The sequence below is a fragment of the Bacteroides sp. UBA939 genome (genome assembly GCF_002293435.1).
Taxonomy (GTDB): Bacteria; Bacteroidota; Bacteroidia; order Bacteroidales; family Bacteroidaceae; genus Bacteroides.
In genome coordinates this window covers 1-17,497 of record NZ_DBDF01000014.1, presented here as the reverse complement: position 1 = coordinate 17,497, position 17,497 = coordinate 1, and the positions used below count along the sequence as shown (strand labels likewise).

Below are 17,497 nucleotides of genomic sequence, written 5' to 3'. Positions count from 1 at the left end.
GAGGAATCAGCGCAAGTCGTCCTGCGAAATCAGGTTGTTTGCCAAGGCGTAGAGGGTCAGCCCCTGTGGCGTTTTGATGCCTGTTTTGCGGATGATATTCTTGCGGTGTGAGATGACGGTGTGTGCGGAAATATAGAGTTTGTCGGCTATTTCCTTGTTCGACAATCCGCGGGCAAGGGCGGCGAGGACTTCCTTTTCGCGCTCTGAAAGGTCGATTCCTTCGGCATTCCGGAATACGTGGTTATCCAGACTCTCGACTAATGGAATCAGAATGGCGTCCTCCAGTTGGGTATGTTTTCTCAGGTCGTATTCGAACATGAATAGCTCCGACAGCACGGGACGGTATTGTTCGAGCAGGCAGTTCTTCGATAAGAACTTAACGAGCAGGTTCTTTAAATCTTCCAATACTGTGTCGATATCGCTGTGGTGATGTCTGTATTCGCCGATTTTATAGTCGGTGGTTTCACCTTCCAGGCGCCGGCGGATGTAAGGGAAGACAATTTCTTCCTCATACCGGAAATGTTCCATGACTTCCTTTCTGTACTTTTCGCAAAACAGGGCGAGCATTCCGTCGCCGCCTTCGAGGGCAAGTCCGCGGAGGGCATCAATCAGATGGGGCACGCGCAGGTTGATATAGTCCACGTGCGAATTTTGCAGGTAGCGGACGATGCCTTCGATGGGAATTTGTTTGAGTTCCGCATGGTGCGGCGTGTAATCGTCGGACACATAAAGGTTGCAGACAAGCAACAGCAGGGGTGCAGACATGTTCTTCTCGGCACATACCTGCTTCACGGTCTTTTCTCCAAACCCCATCCCTATATCAAAGTAGGGCAGCACATACAGCAACCTCCAATGGGAGAGTACCAGGTCGGCCATTTTGGTGTCTTCGGTAAATAATAGGTGGTTCATGATTTCCTTTTTGAATTGGGGGTTCATTTGTATAAGTTACAAGACTCTGCTCTACATTCCGTTGAACAGGGAATCGTAAACAGATCTCTAAAGTCTGTTACACTCACAGCTAAGAATTCCTTGCGGTTGCTTCTTAACTCCCTTAGTTTTCTGACTGCCTGGCTCTTCACTTTATCTGTGAAGATGAAATAAACAGAATTGTGCATTGGAGGTGTATGGCCTAATATTGTAACAGACCCATCAATCTTTCCATTAAGCTCAGTTGAGGTAAGATTGTTTGCGTTTTTATAATTTAAGCGACACTCTACAAGCAATATTTTCTTAGCTTTATTCTGCTTAATTCCAACTGCAAAATCACAAGTCTGAACAATTATATATTTATTTCTTTCATCGGTAATACGCTTGATGTTTCTGCAAAGATATTGATTTTTGAGAATTTTGCACTATAATATAGTCTGTTTTAGTTTTTGAGGTAAAAGCAGGTGCTGCGAAAATAAAGTGCCTAACCGGTTATGGTGATATCTTCCGACACAGGCAAAATTTGATTTTCTATTAAGATAATTTACTTCGCTTCGTGCTTGCTCTAAATCCCATCCGGAATGCATTCTGAGAGGGGGTAGTCTAAGTATACGACTGAGATACCCTAAGTATACGACTGAGGGTATCTCAGTCGTATAGTGAGATAGGCTAAGTATGGGAGTGAGATTATGAAGGATAATTCAGGAGTTACATTTATATTCTTTTTTGCTAACCGATTATTCGTAGCAGCTTTACTATATCATATCAATGGGAATTTATATTTTAACACAGAGGCGCAGAGATACGGAGCTTTTCTTTCCGCAGGAATATATTAGTGATAGGTTTTAAAGCCTCTTTTCCGCTGCTAATAAACGTTGCCCACGTTTTTTAAAAACGTTGGGCATATTCTTTAAAAACTCTACTTGTGTTTATTAACAGAGAGGGCAACTACATTGTATCGAAAAAACTCTGCGCCTCTGTGTTCAAGCATGAATTGCCATTTAAGGTTTAACGTACAGCCCCATACCTCTCCTTAGCCAACCCATACTTCCAACGCATAAAATCCGCCAAAGACTCCGGAGCCAATATCTCGATGCTATCCACAAATCCAAAAAACTCGCGTTGCAGCTCCTGATTGATAACTACATGTATTTCAAATACCATGGAGCCATCCCCCTTTGTCTCTATCAGTTTCTGACTTTTGTGAATAGGTTTGGTCATAATATAAGGTGCACTCTGCCTGTCCGCCCAAAAGCGCACAGTCTCCGCTTTCATCCCCATGTTCTTTGTAACCCCCACTAAATCGTCAAAGAAAGTCTGAGGGTCAAACAAATTGTTTTCAATGAACCCCTCCTTTTCGGCTATTTCAATATGATGTATCCGGTCTAACGCTAAGTTAACCAGACTCCCCTTACGGTTGCCAAACACAAACCAGCGGTTACGATACTCCTTCAGCAAGTACGGATGGAGACAGAATGTACTGGCAGAACGCGCCTTGAATGAACGGTATTGCAAGCTGAGAACCTGCTTGTTGATGATAGCGTGGTAAATCGTATCCAGATAATCCAGCCCCTTCAGACTTTCATTCTTCTCGAAGTCTATCACCGGCACCGTCTTCTGTTTGGCAGAAGTAACATGATCTTCGAGCCGGCTAACGATATCGCCCATATCCGAGAAACCGGAAAACCCCTTGAACTGGCGGAGCACTTCGACCGCTTCGGACATCGTCTTCAAGTCCTGTTCAGACAGTGGCGTGTTCGTGATACTGTAATCCTCGTCCTCATACCTGTAATATCTGTTGTCATAAACAACAATCGGCGCATTGTAACCCAGTTTCTCACTGCGCATCATCTGGATATCCATTTGCACCGTGCGCCTGCTTATACCTTTATCTATGCCTTCGTACTCGTACAAGGCGTCAGAACAGGCATCAATCAGGTCTTCAAGCGTCCATTGCCTGTACTTATTACGAAGGCAAGCGTCTATTGTTTTATAGCGGATAAGGGCATTTCGATTGACCGGCATACTGATAAAATGATTTTTTTCTTCAAAAATATGAAAATAAATTCAGATACGCAAAAACACTGCGCAACTGTATCTGAATCTTTGCCGTATTAAAAAAAAGAAGAATTATGAAAACAACTATACAGCAAAAACTGACTGATATAGAACAGAGTCATAAAATAGAGATACTTTATTCATGTGAATCAGGTAGCCGGGCATGGGGCTTTCCTTCTCCCGACAGTGACTATGACATACGTTTTATATATATGCGGAAGCTTGATGACTATCTGACGATATATCCTCAAAAAGACCATCTGTCTTTTCCTATAAATGATGAGTTGGATATACATGGTTGGGATATATTAAAAGTGTTACAGTTGATAGTCAAGTCGAATACAACACCGTTCGAGTGGTTACAATCTCCTGTGATATACAGAATAGATAAAGCAATTAGTGATGAGTTGTGGAAGCTTTGTCAGAACTGTTTTTGCTCTCGCAGCAACATACACCATTATTTGGGGATAGCTAAAGGTGCAATGGCGACCATGCAAGAGGAAGAAATAAAAATAAAGAAGTTATTTTATGTGCTTCGTTCGTTACTCGCTGCCCTATGGTGTGCTGAGCATGATACAATAGCGCCAATGAATATATTCTCATTAATGGATTTGTTATCAAACCATTTACGCAAAAAGGTTTTATCTTTGATAGATTTGAAATTGACAGCCAATGAAAGTTGTCTGATAGAAACAGATCAAGACATAAAGATATGGATAGAGCATACTTTCAGTTACTGCATGGAGGCTTCACAGCAGATGGAACGAAAAGTTTTTGATGTAAGAGATGCTAATGAACTTTTCAGAAAAACGATTATAAAATGACGATACAGGAAATTAAAGACAGAGGATTATTGCTTTTTGAGTCCATAAGTGGAAGTAAAGCATACGGATTAGCTACATCACAATCGGATACCGATATAAAAGGAGTGTTTTATCTACCCAGGAACTTGTTTTTTGGATTGGAGTACATACCTCAGATAAGTAATGAAACTAATGACGAAGTATATTATGAACTGGGACGCTTTATAGAATTGCTATGTAAAAACAATCCGAATATACTGGAACTATTGGCTTCGCCTGACGATTGTATATTATATAAGCATCCGTTAATGGATAAGTTGAATATAGGTATGTTCTTATCTAAACTTTGTAAAGACACCTTTGCCGGGTATGCCTTAACACAGATACGGAAAGCAAGAGGGTATAAAAAGAAAGTTGTGAACCCAATGGATAAAGAGTGTAAGACTATATTAGATTTCTGCTACATAATGGATAACTATCAACCTGTTCCCATAAAAGAATGGCTTGGCAGGAAAAATTATATTCAAGAGCGTTGTGGTTTATCTTCCATTTCTCATGCCAAAGGTATGTATGCGCTGTTTTATGATGTTGAAAACAATCTTGATTATCACGGTATAGCAGTAAAAGAGACAGCAAACGAAGTATCATTATCATCTATACCCAAAGGACAGCAGGCTCTTGCCTATTTATTTTGGAACATGGAAGCATATTCGCTCTATTGTAAAGAGTATAAAGAGTATTGGGATTGGGTTAAAGAACGGAACGATACTCGTTACCAAACGAACTTGAACCACGGCAAAAACTATGACTCAAAGAATATGATGCATACCATACGTTTGTTGCAAGTGGCTGAAGAAATATTGCGAGACGGGACTTTGAATGTAAAACGTTCAAACAGAGAACAACTACTCGATATAAAAGCCGGTAATATGGATTATGATGAATTGCTAATTATGGCTGATGAATTAATGAAAAGTATAGAATCGTATTGTCTAACATCCACACTGTCCGATGCTCCTAATAAAGAAAGAGCAGAAAGGGTATTGGTGGAAATGAGGGAAGTATTATATAAATAACAGTGAAACTATGATAGAATTAAAAGGAAAATACAACAAAGACTGTAAAATCTTCATTGACGATGTAGAGACAGAAGCCATTGAGTTGGTTCAGAGTATCCTGAATCAGGAAGTCTCAGAAGGAGTACCGGTTCGTATTATGCCCGATACTCATGTGGGCAAAGGAATCGTCATCGGATTTACCATGCCACTGACGACGATGGTCAATCCTAATTATATCGGTGTCGATATCGGCTGTTCGGTTACCACGCACAAGCTGAATAAGCGTATTGAGGCTGACCAGTTACCAACGTTAGACCACGCCATCAGACGTTCCGTGCCAATGGGTATGAATATCCGAAGAGAAAAGAACTATGATAACTGGTGGGTAGAATCCTATTTTGAAGAAGTTAACAGGAATATCGCCCTGTTCCGGCAGGAGTGGACAAAACGTTTCGGGGAGTGGACAAAACGTTCCGGTAAAGAGAATGTTCCTGCCTGCGCGGATAGAGACTATGCAGAAAAAGAGTATGCAGATAAAGACTATGTGGTTAAAGAGTGCGCGGATGAAGACTACGCAGATAAAACGCCTGTAGATAAAGCCTACATTGCCGCTCTTTGCAAAAAGATTGGCATGAAAGAAGACGTCTTTTACTATTCGATAGGAACCTTAGGTGGTGGAAACCACTTCATCGAAGTCGGCGAATCCGCAAACGACGGGGCACATTATCTAACTATCCATTCCGGTTCGCGAAACTTCGGCTTAAAAGTCTGTAACTATCATGCCAAGAAGATGCTTGCACAACGGGGGCTGACTCAGGAATACTTCAATGAGTTCAAGCAAATAATCAAAAACACGCTGCCAACTTCTGACATCCCGCAGAAACTGGAAGAACTCGCAGTAAGATATAAAGTCGATAAAAAGGAATACCTGCTCGAAGGAAACGATATGTATGCCTATTTACTGGATATGGTCATAGCCCAAACTTATGCTCAATTTAATCACAAGGCAATGTCGAAAGCTATATTCAAGGACTTAGGAGCCGATTACCATGCAGTAGACTCCGTCTATTCAATGCATAACTTTATAGATACCACCGACTGGATAATCCGTAAAGGCGCCATCCGCTCCTATAGCGGCGAAAAGATGGTTATTCCCTTCAACATGCGCGATGGAATACTTATCTGCGAAGGGAAAAGTAATCCGGACTGGAATTACTCCGCCCCACACGGCGCCGGACGCGTATTAGCGCGAAACAAAGCATTGAGCACCCTGGACATGGAAGAGTTTTCCAAAGAAATGGAAGGCATTTATTCCACCTCAGTTTGCCGGTCTACCCTTGATGAGTCGCCAATGGCCTACAAGGACAAGAACATAATAATGGAAGCCATCAAAGATACGGCAACGGTAATTGATGCTATCAGGCCGGTGATGAATATTAAAGCAAAGTGATACTTTGTATTTTTAACCGCCTGAGAATACGATATTTCCGCCCGAAGACTGGAACGGGCGGAAATATCGAAGCAGTTATCCGGAACTTCCGTCAGCAAGCCGGCGGCATAGCCCGTTACCGGGGTAAGAATGGTCTTTGGCATCAATCGCTGAACAGGGAAGATTCTTATGAAGAAATTACCGGCACAGCCATGTTTGTATTCGGCATTGCCCGCGGTGTAAAAGAGGGTTGGCTGCATCCCGACTTCATTTACGTGGCCGATCAAGGTTTGAAAGGTATGATGAAGAAGATTTCCGATAATGGCGACGTCACATCTATTTGCGTAGGAACCGGAATAATACCTTCTCTGGCATATTACTATAATCGTCCTACACAAGAAAATGACCCCATGGGCGAAGGCCCTGTACTGCGTGCGCTTATCGAGATGATCGATGCACCTAAATACACGGAAATAAAAGCTGAAGAACAATATGACAAGATAGTTGTGAAAAAATAGTGTTATTCGCAAATAAATTCTACTTTTGTCCCAATTCATTGTACAAGAACATGTGATATGACTAAGAACTATAATGATTCAGGGGTTGAATTCAAGTATCTGATAGTAAATGATATGGATCGAAAGTTTGGTCTGTGGGTAAATACGGTTGGTTTTCAGTCTATCCAGCCTAATTCTCCTTATCCTTTAAGGGATCATCCGTCGGGCTATTACTTTAATGCGCAGAAAGGGCGCGTCTTGCGTGAATATCAGTTGGTTTATATAACTAAAGGCCGGGGCTTGTTCACTTCGGAAATTACTCCTGAAAAACAAGTGTGCAAGGGCCGGCTTATTGTTGTTTTTCCGGGACAATGGCATACTTATCATCCATATCAACAGACCGGATGGAATGAATATTACATCGGTTTTGAAGGATCCATCATTGATAACATGTTGAAGGGTGGCTTCCTCTCGAAAGAAAATCAAGTGCTTGAAGTAGGGTTGAATGAAGAGTTGGTGGCACTTTTTTCGCGTGCTTTAGATATAGCCGAGAGCGATAAGATTTCCTCCCAGCAATATCTTTCGAGCGCGAAACCGATATTAAGGAGGATAGTATAGAGAGTATAAAAGTCAAATAAACGAAGGCATGGATAAGCGCGAATGGTCTGATAAATTGAAGCAACTACGTTCAATCATAAAGAAGAATGAATGTCTGGAAGAAGCAAAAGAACTAATCCTTGATCTTCACCAAATGGTTTATGCTTCTGAAATGTCAGGTATAAACAGTACTACATTCGAAGATAAATTATGGAATGGTATAAATGAAGAAACGGCGAGAAAAGCTGTTAATAAGAAAGGGCGGACGATTCTTTACGGAATCTGGCATTCTACTCGAATTGAGGATATTACAATGAATTTACTGGTTGCCGGAACAGAGCAGATATTTGAAAAAGATAACTGGTTTTCAAAAATCAACTCCCCAATTCGGCATACCGGTAATTCGCTGGATGCAAATGAAATTCTGCAAATGTCTTTACTTGTAAATATAGAAGAACTCAAAGCATATAGGATTACTGTAGGACGAAACACGGAAAACATTATCCGTAAATTAAGTAAAGGAGAAATGAAACGTAAGGTGTGTAAAGAAAAACTTCAACGAATTCTGGACGAAAAAGCGGTTGAAAACGTAGACTCAGCAAATTGGCTGATTGACTTCTGGGGCGGAAAAGATGTTGCAGGAATAATACTGATGCCCTGTTTACGGCATCAGCTTGTACATTTAAACGAATCAATGGACGTTGAAAGTTGCAAAAGCAATATCCCTGTTCTTATTTAAGAAGTCGTATATCTCGTTCACGCCTGTTTTATCTGTTATTTGCGTTCCCAGACATTCTTTATTTCACCAAATACCATCTTGTGATACTCGCCTGTTTCTGCATGGGCATCAACAATGAATTTGCGGGCATCTTCGGTTCGGAAGTCATCAGGAGAAACGGTAGTAACTTCAAATAAATCAAGCTCGATGATGAGTTTAGCTTCCTTGTAAGCCATATTACCCGAAGGCGTTTGTACAGCAGTCAGGGAGGTAGTTGTCATTTTCTCGTTGCTATCTCTGCCGGACGACTTACCAAAGTTCATAATATCCTCCTTATACTCTTCGTCGAAGAAAGTCATGGTGTATTTATTTTCCTTGCGTATTAGTTCGAGCGTATAACGATTTGAGCGCAGAAAAGAAAATGCCACTTGCTTATTAAACAAAATACCCCAACCGCCCCAACCGGCAACCATCGAGTTATAATGCGATGGGGTTCCTGCTGTCAGTATGGAGAAATCCTCGCTTATGAGAGTGAAAATATCCTCCTTTACATCCTTTGCTTCGATTGTTTTGAATAAATCATCGAACGAAGCGGCTTTTATCTCTTCGCGGTTCAATTTTACCACCGCACTTTCCTCGTGTGCTGTATCCGCCGCTTTGCGGGTACTTTCATTGCAGCTCGCAAAAACGAGGGCTACAACGGAAATAGATATTAAAACTATATGTTTCATAATACTAAGGGATTTAAACTTAAATGTTCTGACATCTGCATTCATAATGGCACAAAGATAATGAATGCCTTTAATATAGCATAATTCAGAATAAGATTATTAGGGTAGCCGCACCAAAATTTTATTCGCAGCCGGAACAGAATTTATTGTCATAATCACCATAGCATATTGTGACTTCCTTCATGCAAAGCTTGTATTAATGAGTCCAACTTAGGCACAGTGCAAGACGAAGTCAGTCAGAGCTTAAGTCGAGAAACAAAAAAGTACATTTGTAATTTATGTCAAAAGAAGGGAAGAGTTTGGAAGTCACCTGCCCGGGATAATGATGACTTTCAATAAATACCAAAAACTCCTTATCATCAAATTCCGGAGTAAAAGTAAGGCGCCCATCTTTGTCGGTTTCTAATACCTGATGTGGGAAAAGGAGCGCACCGGTATATATATTGGTGAGGTTTCCTTGATCAAAGATTACAGGGTCTCCTGCCAAATTGGGTTCATAGTAGATAAAGACCTTCGCTCCATTGTCTGGCAGTCGGGTATTACGAGAAGCGTTTTCCGGCTCGTATAGCACCGATATTTCAATCACTCTTGGCTCTTCCACTTCCAAACCTAGCGATTCGTCTTTGTTACAGGAAGTGAATAGGAAGATTGCTGTAAGAAGCATGTATGAGATTTGTTTCATATCAATGGGGTTTTATAGAGATGTGTATTTATAAAACGTAATAATAGTAGATGTATTGCTATTTCCTGGGAAATTTATTTTGAAGAAATGAAACCGCACCGCGCTTTACTTACGCAAGCACGGTGCGATTATATCAATACATTTTTTTAGGTGATATTTCTATTTTATACCAATATGTATAATATGTGCTATTATATGGAGGTTGATAGTCGTAGTTATGCTGTACCCTACCTCCCCTCATATACGAAGAACCAAGATCAACCATTTCATTCCCCAACAAAATGGGGTCACCAAAATTGATATACAACTCTCCTAAATTATCATTACCATACGTAGTCGTCTGCCTATAAGATAATCTTTCTGTTCTCTTTGCTGATGCACCAAACTTCATGCCTATTTTGTTTGGAACTCCTCCAGACAGTTCAAAGTTGCCCGCAAATTCTGAAATTGTTTCAACCACTGATTCGACTACTGTTGGATTGTCAATTTCACTCATAGTAATCTTGATAATGGGGCTATAATGTTCCAAATCCCATGTAAACAAAGGAACGGATAATCTATATGTTAAGCAACTGTCTACAACCCAATCAACATAGTCTCTCTCGGAGTTCACATCTCTCGTTAAAAAAAGCTCATAAGGTTGAGCTCCAAAATAAACAATTTGTTCACTACCATTTGGATGTGTTGTACCAACATTTATTTTCATCTCAAATTCAAATTCTCCATCTGTCCAATTCCAGCTACGACGATCTGGATCAGTTCGATCAGGAATAGGTCTTCCCTTGTAAGGACGTGGATCATCATCTGATGGTTTGCTAATCTTATCATAAGCGCTTCTAGGTGATGAGCCTAACATCTTGAATGAACACAAGAATTCTTTATATTCATTTTTAATTACTCCACGATCATTAGTGGGGCTAATGTCGTAGTAAACATAATCTCGTTGCCACCCATCTGTGTTTTGATATTTGTCATACGCATCAAATACTTTTTGCATGTCTTGAGGTATTTCCGGAGATGGGGTAGCAAGTGTTATAGTCCCAGTTCTTGTAGTTATCTTATTTTCAAGGTTATTAAACGAATCATTGATAAATTGCAATTGAACACCTGATTTGTTTACTGGAATTGTAAGGTGCGAATTTGCCTGAAGGTCTGAAGAACGTGTGAAAGTAGACGTTACAATTCTCTCGTTTTCCTTAACAACTACAATTGGATATTTAGGTATTAGGTGTGAAGGAATGATCGAATCATTGCCACATGAATTAACTATTGGAACGTCATTCATTGCAAATGTACTAATAGCAACTGCTGGGATTTCCGTACTTGTATCCCAAGATCCAGCAGAAAATGATTCTTCTGGTAATGATGGTACAAATACAGTCAATGTCGGCAACTTTTGCTCAATCAAAGCTAACCGATTGATGTCCAAGTGCTCTGAAAGAAGACCTTCCAATGTCTTCCCATTATTCAACTTCTTGTCTTTGATCAATAAATAGACTACATCAAAATCATAGTTGATTTTCTTTAATGCCTCTTCTTTGATAAGCCCTCTAACCTCCATACTTTCGGATAGAACTTTTGCTAAAGCGGTGGCAAAATCCTTCTTCAAGAGGAAGGTTGCATCTTTAGCAAATGGGGTTTCCTCTTGTTTAGCCATTTGGTCGGTTTCCATTTCGTACACTGTATCATCTGTACAACTTGCAACAGAGAGCGATATGAGCATCGCTAACATGAGATAATAAATCTTCTTCATAATATCTCTGATTTTAATTATGGATATTTACTATATATAAAATCTTCGTATGTATCCTTTCAACGAGCAGACAAACGTATTGTCTTTTAAAAACTAAATGTGTATCTTTGCCACGCCTCCTTTTTATGGGGTTAGGGAGCAGATGATATGCAAGTAAATCCTGCTAAGATTAAAAACAGCCATCATTCTGCTCCTTTTTATTTATATTTATAGTTCGTAAAATATTCAATTAACATCTGCCGCTTATAGTGTCTCCGCTATTTTCTCTATCCATAGTTAAAAGAAATAGTTTACGAATTACTCAAACGGAATTTGAGATTCAATATTAAACTCCCCAAAGAGAATCAGACCCCCTTCTATATAAAACAACTCATAACTTCCGGCTTCGAGACCGCTTACATCAATCGTGTGAATCTCCTGCTCAACGGGAACTACTATGTCCTGAAGTATTATATTCCCATACAGATCCTTTACCTGGAAGATAACCTGTTCGTCTACGTTCTGCAGGAAACGTAATTCAATAGTGCTTTCATCAAGGATAGCTTCTATAGGAATAGAAAAAGGAAATGTTCTTTTGGGTTGATCCTCCCATTTATTAAAAGATATGGTTTTACTTTTATCCTTTAATAAACTCTTGGCTTCCATTATCATGAATGGAATACCAACTAATAATAATGCAATGTTTAGCGCTCTCATAACTTTAAATATTTTTCATCAAAATTACAGAAAAACGAGAATAAACACAAGCAAAATATCCATTTTCAGGGGGACAAGCCAGCATTGATTATCAGCGAGTTAGAAGAAAACAACAGGACAACACAAGGACAACCAACAACAAGCAGGGGTATTAACGTATGTTTTTAATCAAATATTCGCATAGCGATGTATTAGCAGGCAATGATATATTCAGTTTATCTTTGAGCCGTAGACGTTTCCTTTGGGCAGAATCCGGAGCAATGCCTAATAACTTTGATTCTTCCTTGGCACCGAATTCGCACAAGTAGAGACAGCAGTATCGAAAATCGGATGGTGCCAGTTTCGGGTTCTGCCTCTCATATATATAGGTATGAAGCTTGGGATAAATGGTGATTATTTCTTTTTCAATAAGATTCCATAGTTCCGCGGTTATTAATGATTTGTTGTTGTTCGGTATTTTCTGATTAATCAGACGTGTCAGTTCTTGATATAAAAATGAATCATGCAGCAACTTCTTTTTCATCCTGTCTACTTCTGCCTGGTGCATTTCTACTTTTTCTTTTGCTTTCTTTCTATAGAACATAAAACTTACTATCACCAGCAATAAGGTTAAAATGCAAATAATTGAAATGAAGATATATTTTTTCTGCCTGTTTTTCAGCTCGTTTACTTCTTCCTGTATTTTAAGAAGATTGTATTTGGCTTCAATATCCTGTATTTTAGATTGGGCATCGGCGTATATGATAGAATCTGTGATGTTCTTATGCTCTTCCAGATTAACAAGGGCTTTTTTATAATTCTCTTCTGCTTTATAGATTCGATAAGATAAATATTTGAAGCTATATGTATTACATTCCTGTGGATCATCTTGCGAAATTTTAAATAACAGTTCTTTTGCCTTATTTATAGAACCTGTTGTGATGTACAGGTCGATTAACGCCATGCGGCTGGGCATTGTGCCCCCTCCCATCAGCGATTTGAGTAAGTACTTCTCAGCCTTATCATATTCGTTTTGCATTTCATAGATGTTTCCTATGGTATTATTTATGCTCGAGGAAATACGGATATTCTTGGTATTGGCAGCCACTGAATCAGCCAGGAATAGAATTTCCAGAGCACGTGATGTTGAATCTATACGTGCATATTCGCGTCCCATATCTCTTAACGCACAAGCGTAGCTATCGGTATTGTTTTCTTTCTTGAAATAATCGGCAGCGGCCTCGTATTTCTTGATGGCTTCTATCCGCATGAATTTATTTTTGTACAAATCGCCCATATAACTATATGTATACCCCACCAGATTATTGAGTTCATTGCTTTCACCAATCTCGAGGGCATCAGTATATACCAACATTGCTTTGTCGTAATCACCCTCCGCAGCGTAGGATCGTCCCAGGAAAATTGAAATTTGTACCTGTTCGGTGGGGGTGCCATGTGAAAAATACCAGTCATAAGCCCTCTCCAGTTGAGAGGTCGGCAGTATACTATTGAGGGGATTATCCGTTATCATACCCGACAACATGCACCAACGCGCAAATGCTCTGTCGTCCATAGCTTCCGGCAGAAGGATGCTTTTCAGAATGTTCGATGCACTGTCCGGGGCTACTTCAATGAGTGCCTCCGCTTCATCCAACAACATGCCGTTGGCAGATGGTGATTTACCGCATCCTGTGAGTATCCAGGAAAGTATAGCAATTATGATGGTAACAGATATTCTCATGTGCCTTCAGGTTTTGTATCAGCGCAAAAGTAATATATTTCTTCTATTTTCAACATATATTTGAAGATTTTTTTGTATATATTTGATGTTATATTCGTTTTTAAACAACAATATTACAATATCTTATCGGCAGCAGCAACACGATGAACCAGTCTTTAGCCTGTAGCAGAGCCTTGCAGAAGTAATTTCATAGGCCTGTAAGTAGTTATTGTCTGAATATCATATATAAATATAATAGAGTTAATGTAAATTAGATTTGCTATTTATCGCGTATGCGCGTATCTTTGTTGCATGAATTATACCGACCATAAAGATAACCCCCAGAGTTTCCGCTCCCTGACTGGCATGAACCATGCCCAGTTTTCCAGTCTGCTTCCTTTCTTCGAGGCGGCACATGACGATTATTTGTCTGAATATGAGATGACCGGCAAACGTCGTAGCAACCGTCGCAGTTTCTGTATTTACAAGAACAGCCCTCTTCCTGATGTGAGCGAGCGCCTTTTCTTCATCCTTGTTTATCTGAAGAACAATCCTCTTCAGGAGTACCATGCCGCCAGCTTTGGCATGGGTCAGAAGCATTGCAACACTTTTGTTCATTGCCTGACCCACATCCTTCATCTGAGCCTTGAGACAATGGGTCTTATGCTGGCACAGACCGATAAGGAACTTTTTCAACGCCTTTGTGAACTCTCGAAGGAGGGTTCTGAGCCTGTATTGCTCCATGACGGTACCGAGAGGGAAATTCCCCGTCCGGTAGACTATGATGAACAGAAAGAGAAATACAGCGGGAAGAAGAAACGCCATACGGTCAAGAATGCCGTCATAACCACCGTATCCTGCCTGATTCTCTTCGTGAGCCAGACCGTTTCCGGGAAAATGCACGATAAGAAGATGGCTGATAATATGTATTCCTTTCCTGTTCCCTGTACCTTGTATCAGGATACCAGATATCAGGGTTACGCCCCTGAAGGGGTAACGATCATACAGCCTGTCAAGAAAAGCAAGGGAAAAGAACTCTCTGCCCGACAAAAGGACTTCAACACGGAAGTCTCCCGCATTAGGGTACGTGTGGAACATGCCATCGGCAGTGCCAAGGTAATGAGAATAGTCAAAGACGAATGTCGTCTCAGAGCCAACTCGTTTGTGGAACGTATATTTGCTACATGTGCTGCTTAGCATAATCTGAGAATTAAAATCAAGCCATGGGCATACAAAAACTAATTTATGTAAACTCTAATGATTACATGAAACTTCCGGTGCGTGATTTTTAAACAATAAGTTCCCTCATCCATATTCTATGCTTAAAATAAAACTCCGTATCTCTGTACCTCTGTGTTCAAACATAAATTCTCAGTTAGCACTATACATGCGGATAATCATATTAAACCAAAAAGGTTCATTATTCAGGCTACAGGAGTTAAGGGAGTTGTCAGTTTGTCACTTTGTATTTTTAGTTGGCTGAGAATGCGTTATTTCTGTCCGGATGTCCGCTTGACCGGAGATACGCGAACGAAAATTGGTAAATATCAGGCTGATAGTGCGATATCGAAATACTTACATTTATNNTCCTGAAAAGTCAGATCGAAGGGAAAAACAGGACAGGATAAGTCAACTACGGTCTTATTGACAGCCTAACGATGACTTATTCGGGTAACCAGCTCATAAAGGTTGAGGACGCAGGAGTGAATGTGAGCCTTTCCGCTTCGATGGATTTCAAGGATAAATCCCATACTTCCAAGGAGTATTATTACGATAGAAACGGAAGGCTGGCTAAAGATTTGAATAAGGGAATAGACACGATATCGTATAATTTACTAAATTTGCCTCGTTCCTTGACAATATCCGCTTCTTCTAATTCGGTGACGAATACGTATATGTATGCGGCTGACGGACGGAAGTTGAAAACAAATATTAGCGGAAAGAAGACGGATTATTGTGGGAATGTGATCTATGAAAACAATACCTTGAAGAGCATCCTTATTGATGGTGGTTACATTGAGGGTGGAAAGTATTACTTCTATCTGACTGACCATTTGGGTAATAATCGGGTGGTTGCTAATGAGAGTGGGACGATTGTTCAGAGTAATCATTACTATCCATACGGGATGTCATTCACGGAAGGGACGCAGACTTCGTCGCAACCATACAAGTTCGGAGGAAAGGAGCTGGATACGCAGAAGGGGCTGAATTGGTATGATTTCGAGAAGAGGCAAATGGATCCGGTGATTGGGCGTTTTCCAACGCCTGATCCGTTGGCGGAGAAGTATTACTCGGTGAGTCCGTATGTTTATTGTGATAATAATCCGATGAATCGTATTGACCCAGATGGTAGAGATAGTTATTTACTTATTTGGTTTTCAAAAGATAATGAAACAGGACATGCTGGAATTGCAGTAGATAATTATAAACTACAAAAAGTGATGGATAGTAAAGGGAAACCAGTTTTGGATAGTAAAGGGAATTATACCTACGAAATGGTCAAAGATGGAACTATGACATATTACGATTTGTGGCCAAATGATGAAGTAGGAATGAGTGAACTTCAAAGTAATGTAAAATCAGATTATTCAAAAGGTATAAAAATTAATAGTATATCCGATTTAATGAGAAAAGATCCAACAGGCTCGAGGAGTGGAAATGTTAGTGCGGAAGGTAGAGCCGCCGATGGAATTGTGCAAATAGATACAGATTATGACCAAGATGTAAAAATTAAGGGCTATGCTTCCGGCACGGCAAATTCGGGTAAAATGTATAATGCCAGTGAATTCAACTGCTCTACATTTGCTGAAAATGCTTTAAAAAAGGCATTTCCAGCATTAGATGCTAGCCAATTTGTAAAAGTTCCTTTCTCTCTGAGGTTGCTGTATAAAAATACAAGAGTTGTAGCACCGAATAATTTGTATAATGCTGCAATGAAGCTGCCTGGGGCTACAAATATAAGTGGGCCTAAATCTGTTGTTGCTAAACCTTATTTGGAGTATTATGGAAAATAAACATTCGAAATTACATTGTATAATAATCATGTCTGCACTGATGATGTTTTCTTGTGCTGAAAATAGAACCGCAATTTTAGAAACCCCATTCGTGACGGTTGTAAAATTGGAATCGGCAGAACAATGTTTAGCCTTTGATGAAGCAATGCAGTATATAGATGTAATACAGGTGTATTCAAAAAGGGGGGCAGAAAATCCTATGGAAGATTGGAAAAGTTTTATAAAATTCCAACACAGTCTTGGCAGGGATAAAAAATTTACAAATACTTTCAAGTACTTCGACTATGATATAGAAGAAACAATAACAAGTAATAGTGCGGTTGTTTGTTTCAAAGAGAAAGATATAAATAGTCCGATAAAAAAGATAATTTACGGATTGGAAAAACGCCAAAACAAATGGGTTGTTATTTCTATTGACTATTTAAAATGAATTATTGTGGTCTAATTTTGTTGTTTGTTGATAGATAGGAATAAATGGTCAGATTTTATAGGTAATTTTAATACAGATACCCAACGGAAAAACACAGTAAGTGTAACAGTTTCTCGTACTATGTCAACACCTGTAAATGTAAATCGCCCGCCTCTTATTCCCTGCGGGAAAATAATGAGTATCTCCAAACGTATTTATAAATAAAAATGAGTCCACTTTAAAAAATCATGGACGTTTATTCGTTAATTAAAAATATTATTACTCACTATAAAAGTTCGTTGACTTCATTGTTATCAGATAGTTATTTCGTATCTTGTGACATCAAAAAACAAAAGCCGTATGTTCAAAAAGACAGATAGTACCCCTCAATATGAACTATTTTCGGTTCTTCGTCACTTTAGGTGC

At 39.7% G+C, this 17,497-nt stretch carries 14 protein-coding genes and 2 pseudogenes; 9 read left to right on the top strand and 7 right to left on the bottom strand.

The features are described 5' to 3' along the window. Window positions 1-6 precede the first annotated feature (6 nt). Entirely contained in the window at window positions 7-909 is a 903-nt protein-coding gene (locus B2Z67_RS01040; RefSeq protein ID WP_291527960.1) for a LuxR C-terminal-related transcriptional regulator, read from the bottom strand. Window positions 910-1,935: 1,026 nt separating this feature from the next. Beyond that, window positions 1,936-2,952, bottom strand: a complete 1,017-nt coding sequence (locus B2Z67_RS01035) for a helix-turn-helix transcriptional regulator (RefSeq protein ID WP_291527959.1) — start codon at window positions 2,950-2,952, stop codon at window positions 1,936-1,938. 107 nt (window positions 2,953-3,059) lie between these two features. Here B2Z67_RS01035 and B2Z67_RS01030 point away from each other — a divergent pair, with 107 nt between their 5' ends. The 6 genes and pseudogenes from B2Z67_RS01030 (at window position 3,060) to B2Z67_RS01005 (ending at window position 8,108) form a co-directional block, all read left to right on the top strand. Next, window positions 3,060-3,809 carry a nucleotidyltransferase domain-containing protein gene (locus tag B2Z67_RS01030; protein ID WP_291527958.1) on the top strand — a complete coding sequence of 250 codons (750 nt, stop codon included), beginning with the start codon at window positions 3,060-3,062 and terminating at the stop codon, window positions 3,807-3,809. Continuing rightward, entirely contained in the window at window positions 3,806-4,864 is a 1,059-nt protein-coding gene (locus B2Z67_RS01025) for a DNA polymerase beta superfamily protein (protein ID WP_291527957.1), read from the top strand. The genes B2Z67_RS01030 and B2Z67_RS01025 overlap by 4 nt, the downstream gene beginning before the upstream one ends. A gap of 10 nt (window positions 4,865-4,874) precedes the next feature. Then, complete coding sequence (locus B2Z67_RS01020; protein WP_291527956.1) at window positions 4,875-6,296, top strand: RtcB family protein; 1,422 nt, start codon at window positions 4,875-4,877, stop codon at window positions 6,294-6,296. Between the two features lie 68 nt (window positions 6,297-6,364). Then, window positions 6,365-6,793 (top strand): annotated as a pseudogene (locus B2Z67_RS01015) (glycoside hydrolase family 88 protein); the annotation flags it as partial. A 57-nt stretch (window positions 6,794-6,850) separates the two neighbouring features. Continuing rightward, window positions 6,851-7,357 (top strand): annotated as a pseudogene (locus B2Z67_RS01010) (AraC family ligand binding domain-containing protein); the annotation flags it as partial. Window positions 7,358-7,418: 61 nt separating this feature from the next. Continuing rightward, window positions 7,419-8,108, top strand: a complete 690-nt coding sequence (locus B2Z67_RS01005; protein ID WP_291527955.1) for a DinB family protein — start codon at window positions 7,419-7,421, stop codon at window positions 8,106-8,108. Window positions 8,109-8,143: 35 nt separating this feature from the next. On the opposite strand, the gene B2Z67_RS01000 is transcribed toward B2Z67_RS01005, so the two are convergent. The 5 genes from B2Z67_RS01000 to B2Z67_RS00980 all read right to left on the bottom strand — a co-directional run bounded on the left by B2Z67_RS01000 (window position 8,144) and on the right by B2Z67_RS00980 (window position 13,669). Then, window positions 8,144-8,818, bottom strand: coding sequence for a hypothetical protein (locus tag B2Z67_RS01000; RefSeq protein WP_291527954.1), 675 nt, complete (start codon window positions 8,816-8,818; stop codon window positions 8,144-8,146). Window positions 8,819-9,050: 232 nt separating this feature from the next. Further along, window positions 9,051-9,500, bottom strand: coding sequence for a hypothetical protein (locus B2Z67_RS00995; protein WP_291527953.1), 450 nt, complete (start codon window positions 9,498-9,500; stop codon window positions 9,051-9,053). Window positions 9,501-9,633: 133 nt separating this feature from the next. Then, a complete protein-coding gene (locus tag B2Z67_RS00990) occupies window positions 9,634-11,253 on the bottom strand; it encodes a hypothetical protein (RefSeq protein ID WP_291527952.1) in 1,620 nt (539 codons plus the stop codon). Between the two features lie 297 nt (window positions 11,254-11,550). Continuing rightward, window positions 11,551-11,949 carry a DUF3244 domain-containing protein gene (locus B2Z67_RS00985; protein WP_291527951.1) on the bottom strand — a complete coding sequence of 133 codons (399 nt, stop codon included), beginning with the start codon at window positions 11,947-11,949 and terminating at the stop codon, window positions 11,551-11,553. A 151-nt stretch (window positions 11,950-12,100) separates the two neighbouring features. Beyond that, on the bottom strand, window positions 12,101-13,669 hold the full coding sequence (locus B2Z67_RS00980) for a tetratricopeptide repeat protein (protein ID WP_291527950.1): 1,569 nt from the start codon (window positions 13,667-13,669) through the stop codon (window positions 12,101-12,103). 291 nt (window positions 13,670-13,960) lie between these two features. Between B2Z67_RS00980 and B2Z67_RS00975 the strand changes: the two genes are divergently transcribed. The 3 genes from B2Z67_RS00975 (at window position 13,961) to B2Z67_RS00965 (ending at window position 17,092) form a co-directional block, all read left to right on the top strand. After that, the gene (locus B2Z67_RS00975) at window positions 13,961-14,845 is read left to right on the top strand and encodes a transposase family protein (RefSeq protein WP_291527949.1); all 885 of its coding nucleotides are present in this window, start codon (window positions 13,961-13,963) and stop codon (window positions 14,843-14,845) included. Window positions 14,846-15,306: 461 nt separating this feature from the next. After that, window positions 15,307-16,662: an RHS repeat domain-containing protein gene (locus B2Z67_RS00970; RefSeq protein WP_291527948.1), complete on the top strand. Its 1,356-nt coding sequence runs from the start codon at window positions 15,307-15,309 to the stop codon at window positions 16,660-16,662. Then, window positions 16,652-17,092 carry a hypothetical protein gene (locus tag B2Z67_RS00965; protein WP_291527947.1) on the top strand — a complete coding sequence of 147 codons (441 nt, stop codon included), beginning with the start codon at window positions 16,652-16,654 and terminating at the stop codon, window positions 17,090-17,092. Before B2Z67_RS00970 ends, B2Z67_RS00965 begins: the two co-directional genes overlap by 11 nt. Window positions 17,093-17,497: the final 405 nt, after the last annotated feature.

What these genes read in the sequence shown, in the direction of transcription:
- B2Z67_RS01005 (WP_291527955.1), top strand. Translation starts at nt 7,419, where the DNA reads ATGGATAAGCGCGAATGGTCTGATAAATTGAAGCAACTACGTTCAATC.
- B2Z67_RS00975 (WP_291527949.1), top strand. Translation starts at nt 13,961, where the DNA reads ATGAATTATACCGACCATAAAGATAACCCCCAGAGTTTCCGCTCCCTG.
- B2Z67_RS00985 (WP_291527951.1), bottom strand. Translation starts at nt 11,949, where the DNA reads ATGAGAGCGCTAAACATTGCATTATTATTAGTTGGTATTCCATTCATG.
- B2Z67_RS01035 (WP_291527959.1), bottom strand. Translation starts at nt 2,952, where the DNA reads ATGCCGGTCAATCGAAATGCCCTTATCCGCTATAAAACAATAGACGCT.
- B2Z67_RS01020 (WP_291527956.1), top strand. Translation starts at nt 4,875, where the DNA reads ATGATAGAATTAAAAGGAAAATACAACAAAGACTGTAAAATCTTCATT.
- B2Z67_RS01000 (WP_291527954.1), bottom strand. Translation starts at nt 8,818, where the DNA reads ATGAAACATATAGTTTTAATATCTATTTCCGTTGTAGCCCTCGTTTTT.
- B2Z67_RS01040 (WP_291527960.1), bottom strand. Translation starts at nt 909, where the DNA reads ATGAACCACCTATTATTTACCGAAGACACCAAAATGGCCGACCTGGTA.
- B2Z67_RS00965 (WP_291527947.1), top strand. Translation starts at nt 16,652, where the DNA reads ATGGAAAATAAACATTCGAAATTACATTGTATAATAATCATGTCTGCA.
- B2Z67_RS00995 (WP_291527953.1), bottom strand. Translation starts at nt 9,500, where the DNA reads ATGAAACAAATCTCATACATGCTTCTTACAGCAATCTTCCTATTCACT.
- B2Z67_RS00990 (WP_291527952.1), bottom strand. Translation starts at nt 11,253, where the DNA reads ATGAAGAAGATTTATTATCTCATGTTAGCGATGCTCATATCGCTCTCT.
- B2Z67_RS01025 (WP_291527957.1), top strand. Translation starts at nt 3,806, where the DNA reads ATGACGATACAGGAAATTAAAGACAGAGGATTATTGCTTTTTGAGTCC.
- B2Z67_RS01030 (WP_291527958.1), top strand. Translation starts at nt 3,060, where the DNA reads ATGAAAACAACTATACAGCAAAAACTGACTGATATAGAACAGAGTCAT.
- B2Z67_RS00970 (WP_291527948.1), top strand. Translation starts at nt 15,307, where the DNA reads ATGACTTATTCGGGTAACCAGCTCATAAAGGTTGAGGACGCAGGAGTG.
- B2Z67_RS00980 (WP_291527950.1), bottom strand. Translation starts at nt 13,669, where the DNA reads ATGAGAATATCTGTTACCATCATAATTGCTATACTTTCCTGGATACTC.